At 70.1% G+C, this 21,816-nt stretch carries 16 protein-coding genes and 1 pseudogene; 4 read left to right on the top strand and 13 right to left on the bottom strand.

The genetic code is table 11. From position 1 onward, the window contains the following. Nucleotides 1-110, top strand: a pseudogene (locus N5096_RS13400) (IS1595 family transposase); the annotation flags it as partial. A 59-nt stretch (nucleotides 111-169) separates the two neighbouring features. Here the strand turns inward: N5096_RS13400 and N5096_RS13405 are convergent. After that, on the bottom strand, nucleotides 170-373 hold the full coding sequence (locus N5096_RS13405; protein WP_267665323.1) for a hypothetical protein: 204 nt from the start codon (nucleotides 371-373) through the stop codon (nucleotides 170-172). Between the two features lie 96 nt (nucleotides 374-469). Continuing rightward, complete coding sequence (gene larE, locus N5096_RS13410; protein WP_267665324.1) at nucleotides 470-1,435, bottom strand: ATP-dependent sacrificial sulfur transferase LarE; 966 nt, start codon at nucleotides 1,433-1,435, stop codon at nucleotides 470-472. A 157-nt stretch (nucleotides 1,436-1,592) separates the two neighbouring features. Here larE and N5096_RS13415 point away from each other — a divergent pair, with 157 nt between their 5' ends. After that, nucleotides 1,593-3,602: a MutS-related protein gene (locus N5096_RS13415; protein ID WP_267665325.1), complete on the top strand. Its 2,010-nt coding sequence runs from the start codon at nucleotides 1,593-1,595 to the stop codon at nucleotides 3,600-3,602. Nucleotides 3,603-3,741: 139 nt separating this feature from the next. After that, a complete protein-coding gene (locus tag N5096_RS13420; RefSeq protein ID WP_267665326.1) occupies nucleotides 3,742-4,767 on the top strand; it encodes a response regulator in 1,026 nt (341 codons plus the stop codon). A gap of 19 nt (nucleotides 4,768-4,786) precedes the next feature. On the opposite strand, the gene uvrA is transcribed toward N5096_RS13420, so the two are convergent. Both uvrA and tatC (N5096_RS13430) read right to left on the bottom strand, forming a co-directional pair. Further along, nucleotides 4,787-7,738 (bottom strand): excinuclease ABC subunit UvrA, encoded by a 2,952-nt coding sequence (uvrA, locus tag N5096_RS13425; protein WP_267665327.1) that lies wholly within the window; start codon nucleotides 7,736-7,738, stop codon nucleotides 4,787-4,789. 85 nt (nucleotides 7,739-7,823) lie between these two features. Beyond that, nucleotides 7,824-10,064 carry a twin-arginine translocase subunit TatC gene (tatC, locus tag N5096_RS13430; protein WP_267665328.1) on the bottom strand — a complete coding sequence of 747 codons (2,241 nt, stop codon included), beginning with the start codon at nucleotides 10,062-10,064 and terminating at the stop codon, nucleotides 7,824-7,826. Between the two features lie 122 nt (nucleotides 10,065-10,186). On the opposite strand from tatC (N5096_RS13430), the gene tatC (N5096_RS13435) reads away from it, so the two are divergent. Then, a complete protein-coding gene (tatC, locus tag N5096_RS13435) occupies nucleotides 10,187-11,455 on the top strand; it encodes a twin-arginine translocase subunit TatC (protein WP_267665329.1) in 1,269 nt (422 codons plus the stop codon). Between the two features lie 399 nt (nucleotides 11,456-11,854). On the opposite strand, the gene argF is transcribed toward tatC (N5096_RS13435), so the two are convergent. The 9 genes from argF to N5096_RS13480 form a co-directional block, all read right to left on the bottom strand. Then, nucleotides 11,855-12,754 carry an ornithine carbamoyltransferase gene (gene argF, locus N5096_RS13440; protein WP_267665330.1) on the bottom strand — a complete coding sequence of 300 codons (900 nt, stop codon included), beginning with the start codon at nucleotides 12,752-12,754 and terminating at the stop codon, nucleotides 11,855-11,857. Nucleotides 12,755-12,828: 74 nt separating this feature from the next. Beyond that, nucleotides 12,829-14,028, bottom strand: a complete 1,200-nt coding sequence (locus N5096_RS13445; protein WP_267665331.1) for a [LysW]-lysine hydrolase — start codon at nucleotides 14,026-14,028, stop codon at nucleotides 12,829-12,831. Next, nucleotides 14,028-15,155 carry an aspartate aminotransferase family protein gene (locus tag N5096_RS13450; RefSeq protein ID WP_267665332.1) on the bottom strand — a complete coding sequence of 376 codons (1,128 nt, stop codon included), beginning with the start codon at nucleotides 15,153-15,155 and terminating at the stop codon, nucleotides 14,028-14,030. The genes N5096_RS13445 and N5096_RS13450 overlap by 1 nt, the downstream gene beginning before the upstream one ends. After that, complete coding sequence (locus tag N5096_RS13455; RefSeq protein ID WP_267665333.1) at nucleotides 15,152-16,066, bottom strand: acetylglutamate/acetylaminoadipate kinase; 915 nt, start codon at nucleotides 16,064-16,066, stop codon at nucleotides 15,152-15,154. Before N5096_RS13455 ends, N5096_RS13450 begins: the two co-directional genes overlap by 4 nt. Continuing rightward, entirely contained in the window at nucleotides 16,063-17,112 is a 1,050-nt protein-coding gene (argC, locus tag N5096_RS13460) for an N-acetyl-gamma-glutamyl-phosphate reductase (RefSeq protein ID WP_267665334.1), read from the bottom strand. Before argC ends, N5096_RS13455 begins: the two co-directional genes overlap by 4 nt. Continuing rightward, entirely contained in the window at nucleotides 17,109-18,050 is a 942-nt protein-coding gene (gene lysX / locus N5096_RS13465; protein WP_267665335.1) for a lysine biosynthesis protein LysX, read from the bottom strand. Before lysX ends, argC begins: the two co-directional genes overlap by 4 nt. Before the next feature lie 41 nt (nucleotides 18,051-18,091). Beyond that, on the bottom strand, nucleotides 18,092-18,280 hold the full coding sequence (gene lysW / locus N5096_RS13470; protein WP_092562686.1) for a lysine biosynthesis protein LysW: 189 nt from the start codon (nucleotides 18,278-18,280) through the stop codon (nucleotides 18,092-18,094). A 223-nt stretch (nucleotides 18,281-18,503) separates the two neighbouring features. Further along, nucleotides 18,504-20,027 carry an argininosuccinate lyase gene (gene argH, locus N5096_RS13475; RefSeq protein WP_267665336.1) on the bottom strand — a complete coding sequence of 508 codons (1,524 nt, stop codon included), beginning with the start codon at nucleotides 20,025-20,027 and terminating at the stop codon, nucleotides 18,504-18,506. Further along, complete coding sequence (locus N5096_RS13480; RefSeq protein WP_267665337.1) at nucleotides 20,028-21,263, bottom strand: argininosuccinate synthase; 1,236 nt, start codon at nucleotides 21,261-21,263, stop codon at nucleotides 20,028-20,030. Nucleotides 21,264-21,816: the final 553 nt, after the last annotated feature.

Consider the following 21,816-nt stretch of genomic DNA (forward strand, 5'->3'; position numbering starts at 1 on the left):
TCTCAAAAGATCGCCTCACACAGTATCTCCGAGCGTTCCAACTCAGACGAGAACTCTACCGCAAACCCGGACGAAAAGCGCTCAAACACGCCGTCAAAGCAACTCTCTGAAATCAACAATGTGCTACACAAGAGCGTTATAAATAAGCGGCTGGGATTCCGAACCAACCCTATTCGCCGTCGGCGTTCGCGAAGAACTCCACGTCACCGGCGATGACGGCGCTCGCGACCACGCCGCCGCCCACCAACAGCGCGACGACGAGCGTCGTCAGCGTCGCCGCGAGCGCGGTCTCCCCGACCGCGACGCCGACGAACGCACCGACGGAGCCGCCGACGCCGCCGGCGATGACCGCGAGCGTCTGTGCTTCACCCATAGGTGTTAGTTCTCCAACACGCATTATAAGCATTTGCGTCGGGGTCTCACCGGTGATAACGGGCGGCCGTCCCGCAGCCGTCCACTCGAGCTCCCATCAGCGCGGGTAGCGCCGGCCGAGGTCGGGGCTCGCCGCCTCCGTCTCGCCGTCTCCACGGCCGTCCGCCTCCGTCTCGCCGTCTCCACGGCCGTCCGCCTCCGTCTCGCCGTCCTCTTCGCCGCCCGGACTCACGCTCCCGGTCCGGTAGCCGGCCATGTCGAGGGTGACGTAGTCGAAGCCGAGGTCGGTGAGGTGCTCGTGGACGGCGTCGGCGAACGCCGGGTCGAGCGCGCGCTCCAGCTCGTCCGGCGCGATCTCGACGCGCGCGAGCCCGTCGTGGTCGCGGACGCGGAACCCCTCGAACCCCCACTCGCGGAGCACGCGCTCGGCCTTCTCCACTCGGTCGAGTCGCTCCTCGGTCACCTCGAGCCCGGTCGGGATCCGCGAGGAGAGACACGCCATCGACGGCTTGTCGGCGACCGACAGGTCGTACGCCTCGGCGATCTCGCGGACCTCGTCCTTCGAAATCCCGGCGTCCAGCAGCGGCGAGAACACGTCCAGCTCCTCGACCGCGCGCAGGCCGGGGCGGTGGCCCTCGCCGGGGTCGTCGGCGTTCGTCCCGTCGCAGACCGTCCCGATCCCCAGCTCTTGGGCCGTCTCGTACATCCGTCCGAGCCGCATCGTCCGGCAGTGGTAACAGCGGTCGCCGTCGTTGGCGACGAAGTTCGGGTCGTCGAGCTCGGAGAACGTCACGGTCTCGTGGCGGATCCCGATCTCGCCGGCGACCCGCCTCGCGTCGTCGAGCTCCGCGGCCGGCAGCGTCTCGCTCCGCGCCGTGCACGCGACCGCGTCGTCGCCGAGGGCGTCCCGCGCGAGCGCCGCGACGACCGCGGAGTCGACCCCGCCCGAGAAGGCGACGAGGACCCGGTCGCGCTCGCCGAGGGCGTCGCGGGCGGCCGTCGCCTTCGCCGCCGTCTCCGGGTCGAGCGCGTCCCGGTCGGCGGCGAGCGTGTGGTGGCTCATGGCCTCGATTCGGGAGCGGCGGGAAAAAGCGCGTCGGCCGCGTCGCGGGGACGGACTCGCGCGCTCCGGCGGGACGCCCCTCCCGTCCCGCCGCAGTCCGTCCGACCGCGCCGGGACCCCCCATCCTTTTGCGCGTTGCCCCGATAGCGGCGGGTAGATGGAGCTGGAGGCGATCCCCGGCGTCGGGGCGAAGACGGCCGCCGCGCTGCGCGAGCTCGACGACCCGGCCGACACCGTCGAGTCCGGCGACGTCGCCGCGATCGCCCGCGCCCCCGGCGTCAACGAGGCCCGCGCCGCACGGATCGCCCGCGGCGCGATCCGCCGGCGACACGGCGACGACGGCCGCGTGCTGGCGACCGATCGCGCCCGCGAGGTGTACCGCGAGGCGATCGACCTGCTCCGCGAGCGCACGGTCACCGACTACGCCGCCAAGCGGCTGGAGACCTTTTACCCGAGCGCCTCGGCCTCGCGGATCGACGAGGCGCAGTCGTTCGTCGAGTCGGCGATTGAGCGCGACCCCGACCCGGCGGTCTGCGAGGCGCTCGCCGGGGTCGAGCCCCTCACCGATCCGCCGACGGTCCGGGTGCGCGACCGCTGTCTCGCGACCGCCGACGCCGAGACGCTCGCCCGCGCCGAGTCGACGATCCCGGAGCTGTCGGTCGAGACGGTCGAGGACACGCGTGACGTCTCCGAGCTCGCGCGGTCGTACGCGACCGTGATCGTCTTGGACGAGAAGTTCGCCGGGCTCGACGTCGAGGGCGACGTCCACGTCCGCCCGGACGCCCTCGACGAGCCCGCGGAGACCGTGCCCGAGCGGCTGCTCGCCTTCTTCGCCGCGAACCGCGAGCGGCTGGAGGCGGCCGCGGCGGTCCACGAGGCGGCCGCGGCCGCCGGCGACCCCGTCGCTGACGACGACACCGCGGCGGACACCGACGCCCTCCGCGACGCCCTCGCGCGGCTCGACGACGACGGGACGATCGTCGGCGACGGGGAGCTGGAACGGCTGACGGCCGCCGTCGACGACCTCGACGCGGCGGTGTCGACCGCGGAGTCGGTCGCCGACGACCGCCTCAGGGAGGCGATCCGCGAGCGTGACGTGACCATCGAGGGGACCGACTTCCTCTCGCTCGTCGAGCAGGGCGCCCGCGTCGACTCGCTGCTCGACCGCGAGCTCGCCGACGAGTACGACGAGGCGATCGCCAGCGCCCGCGAGCACCTCGTCGACGCGCTCCGCCTGGAGCCCGAGGAAGCGGAGCTCGCCGAGCGAGTCTTCGGCGGCGACCCCTCGTTCCCGGTCGACCACGACGAGAGCGCCGTCTCGCGGCTCAACACCGAGCTCGCTGCGGCGCGCGACCGGCGGGCCGCCCGGCTGAAAGCCGAGCTCGCGAGCGACCTCGGGGAGCTCCGCGAGCCGGTGGCGTCGCTCGTCCGAGACGCGCTCGAACTCGACGTGGAGCTCGCGCTCGCGCGGTTCGCCCGCGACTTCGAGTGCGCGATGCCTGAGGTGGTCGCCCCCGAGTCGTCCGACTCTGGCTTCCGCATCGAGCGCGGTCGCTCCCCGCTCCTCGACGTCGACTTCGCCGACGCGGAGCCGGTCGACTACGCCGTGTCGGGCGCGACGCTCCTCTCCGGGGTCAACTCCGGCGGCAAGACCTCCACGCTCGACCTGGTCGCCCTGGTCGTCGTGCTCGCGCAGATGGGGATGCCGGTGCCGGCCGAGTCGGCGACCGTCGAACGCTTCGAGGAGGTCCACTACTACGCCAAATCGCAGGGCACCCTCGACGCGGGCGCGTTCGAGGCGACGCTTCGGGACTTCGGCGACCTCGTCGAGGGCGCGGACGGCCGGCTCGTCCTCGTCGACGAGCTGGAGTCGATCACCGAGCCCGGCGCCTCCGCGAAGATCATCGCGGGTATCCTGGAGGCGCTGGACGGCCAGGACGCTACCGCCGTCTTCGTCTCGCACCTCGCCCGCGAGATCCGCGACGCGGCCGACTTCGACGTCGCCGTCGACGGGATCGAGGCGGCCGGGCTCGTCGACGGGGAGCTCCGGGTGAACCGCTCGCCGCGGAAGGGGCACCTCGCGCGATCGACGCCGGAGCTCATCGTCGAGAAGCTCGCCGGCGACCGCGACACCGACTTCTACGGGGACTTGCTGGAGAAGTTCTGAGGCCGGGGCACCCGTCGCCGAGCGAGGCCCCGGTACGCCCCCGTAGCGGTCACCCGATCCCCGAGTTCGTGACGGCGAAGACCTGCGGTCTCGGCCGAACGGCAATACGTTTATTACTCAATTGCCCGAACTGTCGGTGTTGACCGATCCGATCATCGCCGATTTCGGTGCCGTCGTCGGGTTCAGCAAATCGACGAGCAGTGAGACCGGCCGGGGTCGCGTCGCGATGACGGAGACGGAACTTCAGGTCACGACCGGCGACGCGACGCACCGCATCGACGTCGAGGACGTCTTCGATATTGTGCGGGACGTCTCGGGGACGGCTCCCCCCGACTCGACGGAGACGGTCACGCTCGCGTTCGACGGGGGCACCGACCGCGGCACGCTCAGCGTCCAGGCGGACGCCGCGACGCTCGTGAAATTCCAGCGCGTCCTGTTCAAGCGACTCCTCATCGACACCGAAGTAAGCGTCTCGCACCGAGGCGCGAACGACGACACCGAAGAGCGACGGCCGTGTCGTCTCCGCGTTTCGGCCACCGAGATCCGGTTCGAACCGGCCGACGACGGCCCGCGTATCGCGGTCCAGCGCGACGAGGTCGCGCGCTTCAGCCTCTCCGGGACCGAGGCCCCGGAGGTCGTCCTGTACCTGCGGGCACCCGATCGGGTCGAACGCGTCAGCGTCCGCTTCCCGTCGTTCCGTTCGTTGAACCTCTTCGGTCGGTACCTCCGCACCGACCTGCTGGCGACCGATGCGATCGGTTCGGCCTCACAGCGAGAGAGCCCGATCGAGGTCCTGTTGGTCGACGACGACGAACAGAGCAGAGAGCTGACGACGGTGTTCCTGAACGAGCAGTCCGACCGGCTGTCGGTAACCGAAGCGCCGAACGCCCGCGCGGCCCTCGATATCCTCTCCGACGACGGCCGTGCGAGGACCATCGACTGTGTCGTCAGCGACTTCAAAATGCCGGTCATGGACGGTATCGACTTCCTCAACGCGGTCCGCGACGAGCGCCCGACGCTCCCCTTCATCCTGTACACCGGCCAGGGTAGCGAGCGCGTCGCCAAGAAAGCGATCCTCGACGACGTGACCGACTACGTCGAAAAGGACGTCGGCCCGGGCCAGTACGAGGTCCTCGCGGCGCGGATCGAGAAAGCGGTCCGGTGAGCGGCGCCGTCCGGACCCGTCAGTCGTCGTCCGCGGCCGCGGGCTTCCGCCGGTCGTCGCGCGGGCCCGCGATGTCGACGTCGGGGAGCAGGTCGCGCAGGTAGCGCCCGGTGTGCGACTCCTCCTCGCGGGCGACCTGCTCCGGCGTCCCGCTGGCGACGAGCTCCCCGCCGCCCTCGCCGCCCTCGGGGCCGAGGTCGACGATGCGGTCGGCGTTCTTCACCAGGTCGAGCTCGTGTTCGATGACGACGACCGTGTTGCCGCCGTCGACGAGGCGGTGGAGCACGTCGATCAGCTTGCGCTCGTCTTCCTTGTGCAGGCCCGTGGTCGGCTCGTCGAGCAGGTAGAGCGTGTCGCCGGTCGCCTTCTTGCCGAGCTCCTCGGCGAGCTTCACGCGCTGGGCCTCGCCGCCGGAGAGCGTGGTGGAGGGCTGGCCGAGCTCCATGTAGCCGAGCCCGACGTCCTTCAGGAGCTTCAGGCGGCGCTGGAGCCCCTGGTGGCTCTCGAAGAAGTCGTACGCCTCCTCGACGCTCATGTCGAGCACGTCGGAGATGGTCGCGCCCTTGTACGTGACGTCGAGCGTCTCGTCGTTGTAGCGCGCCCCGCCGCACTGCTCGCAGGGGACGTACACGTCCGAGAGGAAGTTCATCTCGATCTTCACGGTCCCCTGGCCGCCGCACTCCTCGCAGCGCCCGCCCTTCACGTTGAACGAGAAGCGCCCCTTCTCGTAGCCGCGGCGCTTCGAGAGCTTGGTCTCCGCGAACAGCTCGCGGACGTAGTCGAACACGTCGGTGTACGTCGCGGGGTTCGACCGAGGCGTCCGGCCGATCGGCGACTGGTCGATGAGCCGCACCGTCTCGATCCCCTCGATCCCCTCGATCGCGTCGTGCTCGCCGGGGTCGACCGAGGTGTTGTCGTTCATCTCGCGGGCGAGTCCCTTATAAAGAATGTCGTTGACGAGCGTCGACTTCCCGGAGCCGGAGACGCCGGTGACGGTCGTCAGCGTGCCGAGCGGGACCGACACGTCGAGGTCCTTGAGGTTGTGCTGGCGGGCGCCTCGCACGGTCAGTTCGCCGTCCGGCTCGCGGCGCTCCTCGGGCACCGGAATCTCCCTGCGCCCCGCGAGGTAGTCGGCGGTGACCGACTCGTCGACCGCGACGATGTCGTCGAAGTCCCCCTGCGCGACGACCTCGCCGCCGCGCTTGCCGGGGCCGGGCCCCATGTCGATGATCTCGTCGGCGCGGCGCATCGTCTCCTCGTCGTGCTCGACAACGACGAGGGTGTTCCCCAGGTCGCGGAGCCCGGCCAAGGTGTTCAGGAGGCGGTCGTTGTCGCGCTGGTGAAGCCCGATCGACGGCTCGTCGAGCACGTAGAGCACGCCCACGAGCCCGGAGCCGACCTGCGTCGCGAGCCGGATGCGCTGGCTCTCGCCGCCCGAGAGCGTCGACGCCTCCCGGTCGAGCGTGATGTACTCCAGGCCGACCTCCTCCATGAAGCCGAGCCGGGCGCGGATCTCTTTTAAAATCTCCGTCGCGATCGTCGTGTCTCGCTCGTTCAGCTCGGACTCCATCCCCTCGAAGTGTTCGCGAGCGCCGGCGATGGACAGCTCGCTCACCTCGGTGATCGCGGCATCTCCCACCAGCACGTGCCGCGACTGCTCTTTCAGGCGGGTCCCCTCGCACTCCGGGCACGTCGTCACGGCCATGAACTCCTCGATGTGGTCCCGAGCGCGCTCGGAGTCGGTCTCGACGTGGCGACGCTCCAGGTTCGGGATGACGCCCTCGAAGCGCTCGGTCTTCTCGCGGGTGCCGTTCTTCGTGGTCCACTCGAAGTGGACCAGGTCGTCGGTGCCGTAGAGGAACTGCCGCCGGATCGACTCGTCCAGCTCCTCGAAGGGCGTCTCGAGCGAGACGCCGAAGTGGTCGGCGACGTTATCGAGCTGGCGGGAGTAGTAGGTGCGGTCGTAGCTCCACGGCTCGAAGACGTGTTTGAGGGGCTTCGAGGGGTCGGTGACCACGAGCCCCTCGTCGACCTCCTTCGTGGAACCGATCCCCTCGCACTCGGGGCAGGCGCCGTACGGGCTGTTGAACGAGAACGAGCGCGTCTCGATCTCGGAGAACTGGAAGTCGGAGTTGGGGTTGCCGAGCTCCTCGGAGAACTCGATGACCAGCCGGTCGTCGCCGTCGGCGTCCGCCGCGAGCGACCCGGTCGAGCGCGCGTTGGAGGCGAAGGGGACGTCCGCGGGCGGGTCCGGGACGATCAGCTTGAGCGCGCCGCCGGCCTCCTCCAAGGCGGTCTCGACGGAGTCGGTGATCCGCGACCGGGCGTCGGGCGAGACGGTCACGCGGTCGACGATCACGTCGATCGTGTGGTCGTAGTTCTGGTCGAGCTCCGGGTCGTCGAGCGTCAGGTCGACCGGCTCGCCGTCGACCTCGACGCGGGCGTACCCGTCGCTCGCGAGCTCCTCGAACAGCTCCTCGAAGGCGCCCTTCTGGTCGCGGACGACCGGCGCGGCGATCTTCGCGCGGGTCCCCTCCGGGAGCTCCAGGATCTGTTTCACCATGTCCTGGGCGGACTGCTCGCCGACCTCCTCGCCGGTGACGGGGTCGTACTGCGTGCCGACCCGGGCGTACAGCAGTCGGAGGTAGTCGTGGAGTTCGGTGACGGTCCCCACGGTCGAGCGGGGGTTGTTCGCCGCGTTCTTCTGGTCGATGGAAATCGCCGGCGAGAGCCCCTCGACGGCCTCCACCTGCGGTTTGTCCATCTGTCCGAGGAAGTTGCGGGCGTACGCCGACAGCGACTCAATGTACCGGCGCTGCCCTTCGGCGTAAACGGTGTCGAACGCGAGCGACGACTTCCCCGACCCGGAGAGCCCGGTGACGACGGTGAACTCCTCGCGCGGGATCCGGACGTCGAGGTCCTTGAGGTTGTGCTCCTCGGCGCCGCGGACCTCGATGTAGTCCTTGCTCATCTTGTCCCCCCGTTGCGTGCGCGCGCGGGAATACCCGTCGGTCGGGGCGGCCTCGCGCTTGGTCACCCCTCGACGCCCCCGCCGATCAGCGCTCGACGACCTTCGAGGGCGGCGAGAGGTTCCGGCGCCCGCCGAACGTGACGAGGAACAGGAGGCCGACGCCGACCCCGTACGCTGCCATCAGCGGCAGCGTCGCGAGGAACATCGTGATCACGTCCGCCGGGGTGAACACCGCGGCGACGAGCATGATCCCGACCGTGACCTCGCGCCAGCGGTTCCGGAAGGTCCGGTAGGGCACCCCGGTGTTGTTCAACAGCACCATCGCGATCGGGATGTCGGCGAGGAAGCCGATCCCGATCGTCGTGTAGACGACGAGCCAGAGGAAGTCGCTCACCTGGTAGGTGATCACCATGTCCGCGAGCCGCGCGTCGGTGACGAGCCAGCCGATGAGCCCCGGCGCGATGTAGGCGTACCCGAGCGCGAAGCCGCCGAGCAGCCCGCCGAGCAGCGCGCCGGCCCAGAGGTACACCTGCCAGATCCGCCCGGCGACGAAGCCGCGCTCGCGGAGGGCCGGCCACGCGTAGTAGAGCGCGACCGGGAACACCGCGACGATCCCGAGCAGGATCGAGAACTTCACCATGAAGATCAGCGCCTCGACCGGGTGGAGCGTGATGATGTTGATCCCGCCCTCGATCTCTGCCGGGACGCGCGACTCGAGGTCGTTGCGCACCGTCGCCAGCCCGCCGAGGTACAGCCACGTGAACGCGGCCGCCATCACGCTCCCGAAGACGGCGACGAGCCGGAACGACCGCGACCGCAGGGAGTCGAAGATGAACCGGACGTCCTTGTAGTAACCGCCGATATCGTCCTCGGCGTCTCCGTCCTCGTCCTCGGTGAGCTCGGAGAGGAACGTCGAACTCGCGCGGGAGGTCCGGTCCTGTACCGTTCCCATTAGCCCGTCCTGACCGCCGGCGCCGCCGGCCCCGCCGGAGTCGGTCGCGCCCGTGTCGCCGCTTCCGTCGGCGTCCTCGCTTCCGTCTCCGTTCTCACCGTTCTCGCGTACCCCGTCGAAGCGGTCGAGGATCGCCTCCGCCTTCTCCGGGTCGTCGTCGTCGATCGCGGCCTGCGCGAGCGCGAGCGACTCCCCTTCGTCCATCTCCGCGAAGGCGGCGTCGGGGGCGGCCCGGACGCCCGCGGCGTCCAGTTCACCCACGTCGATGGCGGCCGGATCCCCGTACTGGTACCCCGCGCTCGTCGTGTCGAGGTCGGCGTAGACGGCCCACAGCGTCGCGACGGTGACGAACGCGAGCGCCCAGACGGCGGCGTAGATCGCGGTCGCCGTCACCGGGTCGACCCCGAAGCCCGCACCTGGTTCGAGGAAGCGCCAGTTGCTGTTGGCGAGTCTGAGGAGGTCGTTGAGCGCGGTCCGTCCGCCGTACTCGTAGAAGGCGTACACGAGCCCGCCGCCGAGGACGGCCGCGCCGCCGACGACGTTCCAGTGGTTCCGGGCCGCGTCGAGCACGTCGATGCGGTCGGAGCTCCGCTGGGCCGTCACGACGAGCTTCGCGAGGTAGAGGCTGAAGCCGTACAAGGCGATCAGCGGGAACGCCCACATCAGCTGCGTGAACGGGTCCGGCGGCGAGAACACGGCGCCGAAGACGAAGATGGCGACGATCGCGTAGCGCCACTTGTCTCGGAACGTCTCGTACTGGACGATCCCCGAGTAGGAAAGCCCGGTGATCAGGAGGGGCATCTGGCCGGCGAGCCCGAACGACAGCGAGAGGAAGACGATGAACTCCGTCCACATCACGATGGAGTAGGTCGGCTGGATGCCGGCCTCCAGCCCAAAGCCGGCCAGGAAGGAGAACATGATCGGGAAGAAGGCGTAGACGCCGTAGGCGACGCCGACGCTGAACAGGCCGCCGCCGAGGAGGCCGATCCCAGCGAGCTTCCAGCGCGCGATTGGCGACTGCGGCCACGCGCCCCGGGCGCGGAGTTCGTCGCGCGAGACGTAGATCAGCGGCGGGATCGCGACGATCACCCCGACGATCAGCCCGATCTTCGCCTGCAGGAGGATCACCTCGAACGGGGTCGTCGCGATGACGTCGGTCTCGGCGGCGATCGCGGGGGGCATGTTCGACTTCGTCACGTTGTAGAGGAACTCCCAGACGTACGTGCGGAGCGCCCAGAACGTCGCGAGGAAGCCCAGCAGGAAGACGACGAACACCTTCTGGAGGTCCTTCTGAATCGATCGAAGGAACGCCTTCGCCGACTCGCGTCCCTCCGCGAGCGACTGCTGGGTATCCTCGTCGAGGGCACTCGCCATACGGGAGTGGAAGTCCGTCCCCGTTATCAACCTTTTCGACCCGCTCTGCGCGCCCCGAGTCTCCGCCCGGCTCGGCTCTATCCGAAAAGGCCTATAATCGCCCGGTCGCGATGGAGAACTGAATGGACGACTCGGACCGGTCGCGCGACGACTCATCGGCCCCCGAGGACGACTCGGCCGCCGGTGACCCCCCCAGCCACCCCGACGGCACCGATGCGGACGATGAGTCCACCGGCGACCAGGACCCCTCCGTCGAATCCGAGGTCTCTCCGGAGGTCACGGCCGAGGTCGACGGCGCCGCCGAGGGCGCCGAGCCCGGTGATCACCCGGGTAGCGAAAGCGACGAGGCGAGCGACGGAAGCGACGAGATGAGTGACGACGAGGCGAGCGACGGAAGCGACGAGATGAGTGACGACGAGGCGAGCGACGGAAGCGACGAGATGAGTGACGACGAGGCGAGCGACGGAAGCGACGAGATGAGTGACGACGAGGCGAGCGACGGAAGCGGTGACGCGAGCGACGTCTTCGACGTCCACGAGTCCGAGAGCGCGCAGAGCCTCGGCGACGGCGGAACGCCGGCAACGGCCGGGGACGCGGCCGCCGCCGGGACGGTCGAGGACGCGACGATCGCGGACGACGGTACCGACGGCGACTCCTTCGAGGGGTTGGAGGCGCCGGAGTCGGACGAGGAGATGCCGCTCGCGGCCCACATCGAGGAGATGATGCGGCGGCTCGCGGTCGTCTTCCTCTTCGGCGGGCTCGCGACGCTCGTGGTGGTGACGGAGTCGACGGAGCTCATCAACTACTTCTGGAGCTACCACATCCCCGCGCCGCTGGAGAACCGCCCGCGGCTGTACGGCCCCCTCGAACTCCCGCTCACGCGGCTGAAGGTCGCCGGGCTCGCGGGCGTCGTCGTCGGGCTCCCGGCGTTCGTCTACCAGACCTACCGGTTCATGAAGCCCGGGCTGTACGAGAACGAGCGGCGCTACTACCTCGCGGCGGTCCCGACCAGCCTGGTGCTCGGCGGGATCGGCATCGCGTTCGCGCACTTCCTCGTGTTGCCCGCGATCTTCTCGTATTTCACCACCTACACCGCCGACGCCGCGACGATCGCCTTCGGGCTCGCGGAGACGTTCAACCTCATCGTCATCATGCTCGCGTTCATGGCGATCGTTTTCCAGATCCCGCTCTTCATCATGCTCGCGATCATGATGAACCTCGTCACCCGACAGTGGCTGGAGGCGAAGCGCCTGCTGTTCTGGGGGGCGTTCCTCGGGATCGCGTTCCTCTTCAGCCCCGACCCGACCGGGATGGCGCCGATCATCGTGACGCTCACGATGATCGTGCTGTACGAGGGGACGCTGGCGGTCCTGCGCTGGACCGGGAACTAAACCGCGAACCAGCGTTTTATAAGCGATTTGTTGTCGCGGAGAAGAGCTCTAAAGCCGCAGTCGCTCGGTGATAACTGTTCGATGGTGAATCGGCGGTGAACACCTCCAAAGCCCCAGTCGCGAGGACTCGGTGGGCTCGCTGCGGTCCTCGTCGCTCACTTCGTTCGCTCCTGTGGTCCTTGTGTCGCCCGCCTTCGTCCTCGCGACTGCCCCTTTGAGTCCCACCCGACCGCACGACTCCGCACCTCACGCCTCCCCAGCCTCGCGGTTCGCGCTCTCCGAGCGCTCACCGCGTCCCTCGCGCGGCGCCGTTCGCGAGCCGAAGGCTCGCTCACGGGCGCACGCCACCGCACATCTCTTTATAAATGAGTCCGCGGTTCGATCGCCGCCGCCGTTCGCCTACTCCCCGCCGAGCAGCTCGACGAGCAGCGCGTTCTGCGCGTGCATCCGGTTCTCGGCCTGGTCCCAGACGAGGGCGCGATCGGACTCCAACACGTCGTCGGTGACCTCCTCGCCGCGGTGGGCGGGCAGGCAGTGCATCACCGCCGCGTCGGTGCCGGCGAGCAGGTCCGCGTTCAGCTGGAACCCCTCGAAGGCGGCGAGCTTCTCCTCGCGCTGGTCCTCCTGTCCCATCGAGATCCACACGTCGGTGTAGACGACGTCGGCGCCGTCGATCGCGGCCTCGGGGTCGGTCGTCGGCTCCACGTCGGCGCCGAACTCGGCGGCGCGGTCGAAGACCCCGGGGTCCATCCCGTAGTCGGCGGGGGTGGCGACTTCCACGTCGATCCCGGCCATCGCGGCGCCGACGACGAACGACTGCCCAACGTTGTTGCCGTCGCCGACCCACGCCACGGTGGCGTCCTCGCCGACCGTCTCCCGGATCGTGAGCAGGTCGGCGAGCGTCTGACAGGGGTGTGCCTCGTCGGTCAGTCCGTTGACGACGGGGCAGTCGGCGTATGCGGCGAGCGTCTCGACGTCCGCGTGGTCGAAGAGCCTGGCCATCACGCCGTCGACGTACCGGCCGAGCACGCGCGCGGTGTCCTTCAGCGGCTCGCCGTGGCCGAGCTGGATGTCGTCGGGCCCGAGGAACATCGCGTGGCCCCCGAGTCGGGTCATCCCCGTCTCGAAGGAGACGCGGGTGCGCGTCGAGGGTTTCTCGAAGATCATCCCCAGCGTCGCGTCCGCCAGTCGCGGGTCGGCCTCGCCCGCCTTCATCGCGGCGGCGCGGTCGAGCAACGCGTCCAGTTCGGCGGGCGTCACGTCGTCGATGTCGAGGAAGTCGTCGGTGGCGAGTGGCATCGTTGTGGTGTGTGGGATAGTGGTGTCGTGTCGTTCGAAAACGGTCGCGTGTCCGGTGGTCGACGCGGCGGTAGTTACAGTCGCTTCCGACAGACGTCGGTCAGGACGGTCACGGCGCGGTCCAGCTCGGAGAGCGGGAGCCGCTCGTCCGGCGCGTGGTCCAGGTCGGAGTTCCCGGGGCCGTAGGTGACCATCGGGCGGTCCCACGCGGCCGCGAAGAGGTTCATGTCGCTCGTGCCGGTCTTCCGGAGCAGGCGCACGTCCCCGCCGCCGCCGCGGATCGCGACGCGGAACGCCCGCGCCAGCTCCGTCCGCGGGCTCTCCATCACGGGGGGCATCGGGTCGCCCCATTGCACCGACCCGGTGGAGAGCTCCGCCTCCGCGAGCTCGTGGACCTCGTCGACCGGGCGAGAGGGCGGGACCCGCAGCTGGACCTCCATCGTCGTCTCCACGGCGAGCCCGTCGTCGCTCAGCCCGCCGTCGACCGAGATGGGCTTGGTCGTCACCTGGTCGAACACCGCTGTCTCCGGGTCCTCGGGGGTGAACGCCTCCTCGACGCCGTGCCACCAGTCGATCGCGTGTTGGATCGCGTTCGGCTCCGGCCGCGAGGAGTGGCCCGACTCGCTCGTGTTCACGTACGTCCCCTCCAACAGGCCCCGGTAGCCGAGGGTGATCCCCTGCCAGCCCGAGGGCTCGCCGTTGATGACGGCCTCGGGCGCGTCGCGGTCGCCGATGAGGTGGCGCGCGCCGCCGGAGTCGACCTCTTCGCGGACGACGCCGACGAAGGAGACGCCCGTCTTCACCGCCGCGACCGCCATCGCGACCAGCGGCCCCGTCGCGTCGACTGCCCCGCGCCCCCACAGCACGGGCTCGCCGGGCTCGCCGACGCGGACGTCGGACGGCTCCGGCAGCTCCCCGTCCGGCGGCGCCGGCCGCACCTCCACCGGGATGTCGCCCGGCACCGTGTCAACGTGCGAGGTCAGGAGGACGGCGTCGCTCGCGGGCGCCCGGACGTTCCCGACCTCGTCGATCCACGCCTCTCGACCGTTCGCCTCGAAGAAGTCGACGAGGCGCTCGGCCGCTCGCTCCTCCTCGCCCGACGGCGAGGGGATCGACACCATGTCGTACAGCAGCTTCCGGGCGGGCGTGTCGCAGGCCGCGGGGTAGCCGCCGCCGGCGACGACGTCGCTCCCGGCCGCGGACGACTCGACCGCCTCCCGCTCGTCGCCCGCCTCCGACCCCGGGTCGCTCTCGCGCCCCTTCCCGGTCGCCATCACCCGATCACCTCCGCGAGGGCGTCGACCACCGCGTCCGCGTGCTCCCGCTCGATCGTCAGCGGCGGCAGCAGGCGTAACACGGTGCGGCCAGCCGGCAGCGCGAGTATTTGATGGTCGATCGCGAGGTCGCGGAGCAGGCGGTTCGAGCCGCGCCTCACCTCGATCCCGATCATCAGCCCGTCGCCGCGCACGTCGCGGACGTCGTCGCCGAGGCGCTCCTCGACCTGTCCGCGGAGGTACGCGCCGACTTCGGTGGCGTGCTCGGGGAGCTCCTCGCGCTCGATGACGTCGAGCGTGGCGCCCGCGGCCGCGGAGACGACGGGGCCTCCCGAGAACGTTGAGCCGTGGTTGCCGGCGTCCTCGGCGATCCAGTCGCGACACAGCGTCGCCCCGATCGGGAGCCCGCTGCCGAGCCCCTTCGCGGTCGTGAGGACGTCGGGGACGACGTCGTGCTTGTCGGCCGCCCACAGCGACCCCGTGCGTCCGAGCCCGGTCTGGATCTCGTCGAGGATCATCGCCGCGCCCGACGTCGCCGTCGCGACGCGGACCGCCTGCAGGTACTCGGTCGAGACAGGGTTGATCCCGCCCTCCCCCTGGAGCGGTTCCAGGATCACCGCGGCGGTCTCGTCGTCGACGGCCTCGCGCATCGCGTCGGCGTCGCCGTACTCGACGAACTCCACGCCGCCAGCGAGCGGCTCGAACCCCGCTTTGTACTTCTGTTTCCAGGTGGTCGCGAGCGCGCCCATCGTCCGGCCGTGGAACCCCTGGGTCGTCGCGACGATCTTCTCTCGGCCCGTCGCGTGCCGGGCGAACTTCAGCGCGGCCTCGTTGGCCTCCGTGCCGGAGTTGCAGAGCCAGACGTTGTCGACGTCGACGGGCCCCGTCTCGGCCAGCCGCTCGTACAGCGCCGTCCGCGCCGCGTGCGGGTACGACGCCTGCACGTACATCAGCTCCTCGAGCTGGCTCGTCGCGGCGTCGACGACTTCGGGGTGGGAGTGCCCGACCGGCGTGCAGGCGTAGCTCGCCCCGAAGTCGAGGTACTCGGTGCCGTTCGCGTCCGTGACGCGGACGCCGTCGCCCGAGACGATCTCGATCGGCTTCTCGGCGAAGACGAACCCGCTCACGCGGTCTCACCTCCTCCGGTTTCGGCCTCTTCCGCGTCCCCCGGGTCGCCGCCGAGCGCGGACCGCTCGATCGTCGTCCCCGCGCCGCCGAGCGCGGCGACGATTGGGTCGCTGACGTTGGCGTCGGCGACGACGACGCGCCCGGAGCCGCCGGAGAGCGCCTCCGTCGCGGCCATCACCTTCTTGCCCATGAACCCCTCGGCGGCGTCCTCGACCGCCCTCAGCTCATCCGCCGTCGCCGCCGACGCGATGAGCGTGTCGGGGTCGTCCGGGTCGGCGTACACGCCGGCCACGTCCGTCAGCAGGACGAGGTCGGCGCCGAGCGCGCCCGCGACCGCGGCGGCCGCCCGGTCGGCGTCAGTGTTGACCGGGGTGACGCCGCCGTCGCTCTCCGTCCCCTCCATCGGGGGCGAGACGACGGGCGTGTAGCCGTCGTCGAGCAGCCCGGAGAGGAGGTCGGCGTTCACCGACTCGATCCGACCGGAGTGTTCGCCGCGACGGATCTTCTTCTTCCCGTCCTCGATCACCCGGACCGCCGACTTGCGGGGCCCGGAGAGGAGCCCGCCGTCGACCCCTGAGAGGCCGACCGCGTCGACGCCCGCCTCGCGGAACAGCGCCGTCAGCTCGGTGTTGAGCTTGCCGGCCATCGCCATCGTGAACGCCTCCATCGCCTCGGCGTCGGTGAACCGACCCGTGACGCCGGAGGCGGACTCGACGTACTCGGGCTCCATCCCGAGCCGCTCGATGACCTCGTCGACGACCGTCGAGCCGCCGTGGACGACGACGAGCTCGCGCCCGGCGCCGACGAGGTTGGCGACGTCGCCGACCGCGCCGGCCGGGTCGACCGCCTTCGCGCCGCCGATCTTGACGACGACGGGCGGGTCGTCGGGAGTCTCGTTCTCTCCGCTCATGGCGATCCCACCGGGTGAAGTCCCCCGAACTCGAGGCCGGCGGTCTCGGGCAGCCCGAGCGCGACGTTCGCCGCGTGGACCGCCTGGCCGGCCGATCCCTTGGTCATGTTGTCGATCGCCGAGAAGACGACGACGCGCCGGTTGCCGGGGTCGAGCTCGAAGCCGACCTCGCCGTGGTTCGTGCCGGCGACCGACTTCGGCTCGGGGTAGCGGTAGACGCCGCCCCCGCCGGAGACGATCCGCATGAACGGCTCGTCGGCGTAGGCGTCGCGGTACGCCCCCCACAGGTCCCCCTTCGAGACGGGCTCGTCGGGGAAGACGTGGCAGGTCGCGCTCGCGCCGCGCACCATGTCGACCGCGTGCACCGTGAAGGAGACGTCGAGCCCGAGGTACGCCTCGATCTCCGCCTCGTGGCGGTGCCCGGTCGGGGCGTACGGGCGCACGACGCCCGAGCGCTCCGGGTGCGAGGAGGCCGCGCCGCCGCCGGCGCCGCCTTCCGAGGAGCCGACCTTCACGTCGACGACGACCTCGCCCGCGTCGGGGCCGAGTGCGCCCGCGTCCACGAGCGGTTTCAGCCCGAGGATCGTCGCGGTCGCGTTACAGCCGCCGCCGGCGATCAGGTCGGCCCCGGAGAGCCTCTCCCGGTTGATCTCGGGGAGCGCGTACTCCGCGCGCTCCAGGTACTCCGGCGACTCGTGGCCGTCGTACCACTCGTCGTAGGCCTCGGCCTCGGGCAGCCGGAAGTCCGCCGAGAGGTCGACCACCGTGTCCGCGGCCTCGAAGTACTCGTCGATGCGTCCCATCGAGACGCCGTGAGGCGTCGCCGAGAAGAGGACGTCGACGGACTCCAGGTCGTCGGGATCGGAGAACCGCAGGTCGAGTCCGCGTAGGTTCGGGTGCGACCGGCCGACGGTCATGTTGTCGGCCGAGCGCGACGTGGCCTGCACGACGTCGAAGCCGGGGTGGCCGGCGAGGATCCGCAGCAGCTCCCCGCCGGTGAAGCCCGTGCCGCCGACGACGCTCGCGGTGTACGTCTCGTCGGTCATGCCGTGACCTCCTCGCCACCGTCGTCCGCGGCGTCGTCATCGGCCGCCGCGGCCGCCCTCGCCTCCAGCCAGTCGACGACCCTTCCCGGGACGTCGACGTCGGTGGCCGAGTCGAGCGCCTTGAACTCGACCGTGTGGTTCACCTCGTGGACGGTGTACTCGCCGGAGCCCTCGCCGCCGGTCTCGCCGGTGTCCGCTTCCGGCTCGACTCCCACCTCCATCAGGTCGACGCCGAGCATGCCGCCGCCGACCGCGTCGGAGGCGCGCTCGACCAGCTCCCTCGCGCGGTCGTCGAGTTCGAACGCCTCCGTCTCGCCGCCCTTCGCGGCGTTGGTGAGCCAGTGGTCCGAGGCGCGCGTCATCGCGGCGACCGGCTCGCCGTCGACCGCCAGCGCGCGGACGTCGCGGCCGGGCTTGTCGACGAACTCCTGGACGTAGAACACCTTGTGTTCGTAGTGGCCGAGCGTCTCCTTGTGCTCTAAGATCGCCTCCGCGGCGTTCCGGGTGTCGATCTTCGCCATCAGCCGGCCCCACGAGCCGACGACGGGCTTGAGCACGCAGGGGTAGCCGAACCCCTCGATGGCCTCCATCGCGGCCTCCTTCGTGAACGCGACCTCCGTCGCCGGGGTGGGGATATCGGCCTCCGCGAGCGCGAGCGAGTTCTTCGCCTTGTCGGCGCAGACGTCGCCCGTCTCGGGGCCGTTCACCACTGGGACGCCGTAGCTGTCGATAAAGCGCGTCGCGTACAGCGACCGGCTCGTCGACAGGCAGCGGTCGACGACGATATCGAGGTCGTCGACCGCGGCCGTCGTCGACTCCAGGCCGAACCGCTCCTTGCGCACGTCGATCTTCTCGACCTCGTGGCCCCGGTCGCGGAGCTCGTTGAGCAGTAGCTTCTCGTCCTTCCGGATCCGGGAGTAGAGGATCCCTATTTGCATGTCGACCACTCGGGAGTCGCGGCCGCGGCGGTCGTCGCCATCTACTCGCCCCAGTCCTCCTCCAGTTCGGGAGCCTCCTCCAACACGACGGGGTCCAGCGAGATGACCTCCAGCTCGGTCCCGGTGACCGGGCTGTCGATGATCTCGCCGACCTCGACGTCGGCCGGAAGCTCGATCTCCTCGCCCGTGATCGGGTCCTCTGCCAGCAGCGTGTCGGTGTCGCTCGTCATCGTGGGAGACACTCCGCCGCGAACGGTCATAAAGGCTTCGAACTTATTAGATAGTTTACATAAAACGGATCGGCCGCTAACCGGAGCAGTTCGACGAAATAGCGCCGTATCGAGATCGAATGTCAGATCTCGGTAGTACGTGTGTCCCCCTTACGGGGACGGTCGTCGGCGTCGGTCAGGTCGACGCCGATCGAGCGGGCGACCACTCGTCGGTCGTCGCGGCTCAGACATAGCTCTCGACCTCCGCGTCCAGCGCCTCGCTCGCGTCGCCGAGCGCCCCGCGCGCCGTCGCTAGCGCGGCGTCGTCCTCCTCGATCCCGGCCTCGGCGGTTGCGAGCTCGTCGGCGACCGCCTCGGGGGCCGGTCCCCCGGCGGAGTCGCGGCTCGCTACGCTGGCGGCCGGATCGAGCGCCGATTCCACGTCCTCGCGGCTCACGTACGCGGAGAGGGGCTCGCCGGTCACCTTTCGAGCGGCCTCGTCAACTTTTGCGGCCGCCGCGTCCGGCGAGTCGCCGTCCTCGACCGCCTCCGCGGCCGCCGCGACGATCTCGTGGGCGGTCCGGAAGGGTATCCCGCCCATCGCGAGCAGGTCGGCGACGCCCGTCGCGGTCGAGAAGCCCTCGCCCGCGGCGTCCGCGAGCGTCCCCTCGTCCCAGTCGGCGGTCGCGACCGCGCCGGCGGCGACTTCGGTCGCCTCTCGCACGTCGTCCGCGATCTCGAAGACGCCCGCGTGGGCGCGCTGGAGGTCGCGGTTGTACGCGCGGGGGAGCCCCTTCAGCAGGCTCAGCGTCCCCGTCGCCTCGCCGATCGCGTCGCCGGCGACGCCGCGGGTTAGCTCCAGCGTGTCGGGGTTCTTCTTCTGGGGCATGATCGAGGAGGTGGACGCGTACGCGTCCGACAGCTCCACGAACCCCTTGTTCGAGAAGAGGACGAGGTCCTCCGCGAGCCCCGACAGCGTCGTCGCGAGCGTGGCGCACGCGGTCGCCCCCTCCGCTAGGAAGTCGCGCGCCGACGCCGCGTCCGTCGAGTTGCGGACCTGACCGTCGAACCCGAGCAGCTCGGCGGTGCGGTCGCGGTCGACGTCGAAGGGCGTCCCCGCGAACGCGGCCGCGCCGAGCGGCGACCGGTTGACCCGGTCGTACGCGTCGAGCAGGCGCTCGGTGTCGCGGGCGACCCCGCCCTCGTACGAGAGCAGGTAGTGCGCGACCGTCGTCGGCTGGGCCGGCTGGAGGTGGGTGTACCCCGGCATCACAGTCTCCGTGTGCTCGCTCGCCACGTCGAGGAGGGCCTCGCGGAGCGCGACCGTGGCCTCCGCGGCCGCGAGCAGGTCCTCGCGCAGCCGGTACCGGATGCAGGTCGCCACCTCGTCGTTGCGCGAGCGGGCGGTGTGCATCCGCCCGCCGTCCGGCCCGATCCGGTCGATGACGGCCGTCTCGATCGCCTCGTGGACGTCCTCGCCGTCGGGGAGCTCGGCATGCCCGGCGGCCTCCACGTCGTCGAGCGCTCCGATGATCTCGCCCGCGACCGCGCTATCGACGATCCCTTGCTCGGCGAGCATCACCGTGTGCGCGCGGTCGACCGCGAGGTCGGCCGCGAAGATGGCCGCGTCGGCCGGGAGGCTCGACAGGAACTCGCGGGCGGGGCCGCCGCTGAAGCGGTCGCGGCGGACGGCGGTGCCGCTCTCACCCGCCTCGCCCTCCGCGTTCGCGGCGGCGTCCGTCGCCGTGCCGGGGTCGTCGTCGGTCATTCAGTTCCCGTCGGTCCCGTCGTCGCTTCCGCTCCCGTCCGTCGCGAGCTCGGGCTTTTCCACGCCCGCCTTGACGTCGTTGGCGAGGCGCTCCTGGAGCCCGTGGTACTTCGCGACGCCGGTGGCGTCCTCCTGGGCGATGCCGGCGACGTCCTCGGTGTTGAACGAGGCCATCTCCTCGGAGTAGACGGCGTACTCGGAATCGCGGGCGACGACGCGGCAGTTGCCGCCGGAAACCTTCACCGTCGCGGTGCCGGTCACCACGTCCTGGGTCTCGTCGACGAACGCGTCGAGAGCGTCCACGACGGGCGCGAACACGAGCCCCTGGTACGCCTTCTCCGACCACTCCTGCTCGATCCCCTTCTTGAACGAGCGCTCGTTCTTGGTCAAGACGAGGTCCTCAAGCGCCTGGTGGGCCGTCAGCAGGACGGTCGCGGCCGGGTGCTCGTAGTTCTCGCGCACCTTCAGCCCGAGCATGCGGTCCTCCATCACGTCGGTGCGGCCGATGCCGTAGCCGCCGGCGTACTCGTTGAGGTGCTGGATGAGCGGAACCGGGTCCATCGCCTCGCCGTCGACGGCGACCGGGACGCCCGCCTCGAAGGCCACTTCGATGGTGGTCTCGCCCTCCGGCTCCGCGGTCCACTCGTAGATGTCCGCCGGCGGCTCGTAGTTCGGGTCCTCGAGCTTGCCGCCCTCGACCGCGCGCGACCAGATGTTCTCGTCGATGGACCAGACGCCGCCGTCGCCGGCCTCGACGGGCAGGTCCTTCTCAGCGGCGTAGTCGATCTCCCACTCGCGGGTGAGCCCCAGCTCGCGCACGGGGGCGATCACTTCGAGGTCGGAGCCGCGCCAGACGGCCTCGAACCGGAGCTGGTCGTTCCCCTTCCCCGTGCAGCCGTGGGCGATGGCGTCACAGCCCTGCTCCTCGGCGACGGCCAGGATGGACTCGGCGATGACGGGGCGCGCGAGCGCGGTCCCGAGCGGGTAGCCCTGGTACGTCGCGTTCGCCTTCACCGCGTCGAAACAGAGGTCCGCGAACTCCGCTTTCGCGTCGACGACGTGGATGTCGAGCCCGAGCGCCTCGGCGGTCTCCTCGGCCTCGTCGAACTCCTCGGTCGGCTGCCCGACGTCGACGTTGACGCCGATGACCTCGTCGTAGCCGTACTCCTCTTTCAGGAGCGGCACGCAGACTGTCGTGTCGAGTCCCCCACTGAACGCGAGTGCAACGGTTGCCATTACCGGAGTAAAGTGGACTCTACCCCTTAAATTCGACGATTTAAATACTGTAAGAAATTGGCAGGGCCGACGCTACCGGAGGACGTAGCTGTCTCTCTGCGAGACGAAACGGCGCGAACGCGACGAGGTGTGAAGATTACTGGCCCGAGGGGGCCCGTCGTCGCGCCGCGCCGGAAGCCGGTCGCGGCGGTCGGACGACTCGTCGCGGTCGCAGGGCTCGTCGGCCTCGGAAGAAGACGGCGTCGAGACGAGCCGCTGCGGTCATCAGCCGTATGTACCCGATTCTCGGTATAAAAGCGTTCCGTAACTCCGTTATGAACGCGCGCGACTGCGACCGAGAGTACGTGGCGAAGGTCGACGATACGGGCGCTCACAAATCGGATTCGGGCGTTGTCGTCTGCTGTTTATAAGCGATCGACAGCGGCTCGACGGCGAACACCTCCAAAGCCCCAGTCGCTCGGCTATACGTGATTGGTAGCGGCTCGACGGCGAACACCTCCAAAGCCCCAGTCGCTCGGCTATACGTGATTGGTAGCGGCTCGACGGCGAACAC

This window comes from Halorubrum yunnanense (genome assembly GCF_026586675.1).
GTDB lineage: Archaea > Halobacteriota > Halobacteria > Halobacteriales > Haloferacaceae > Halorubrum > Halorubrum yunnanense.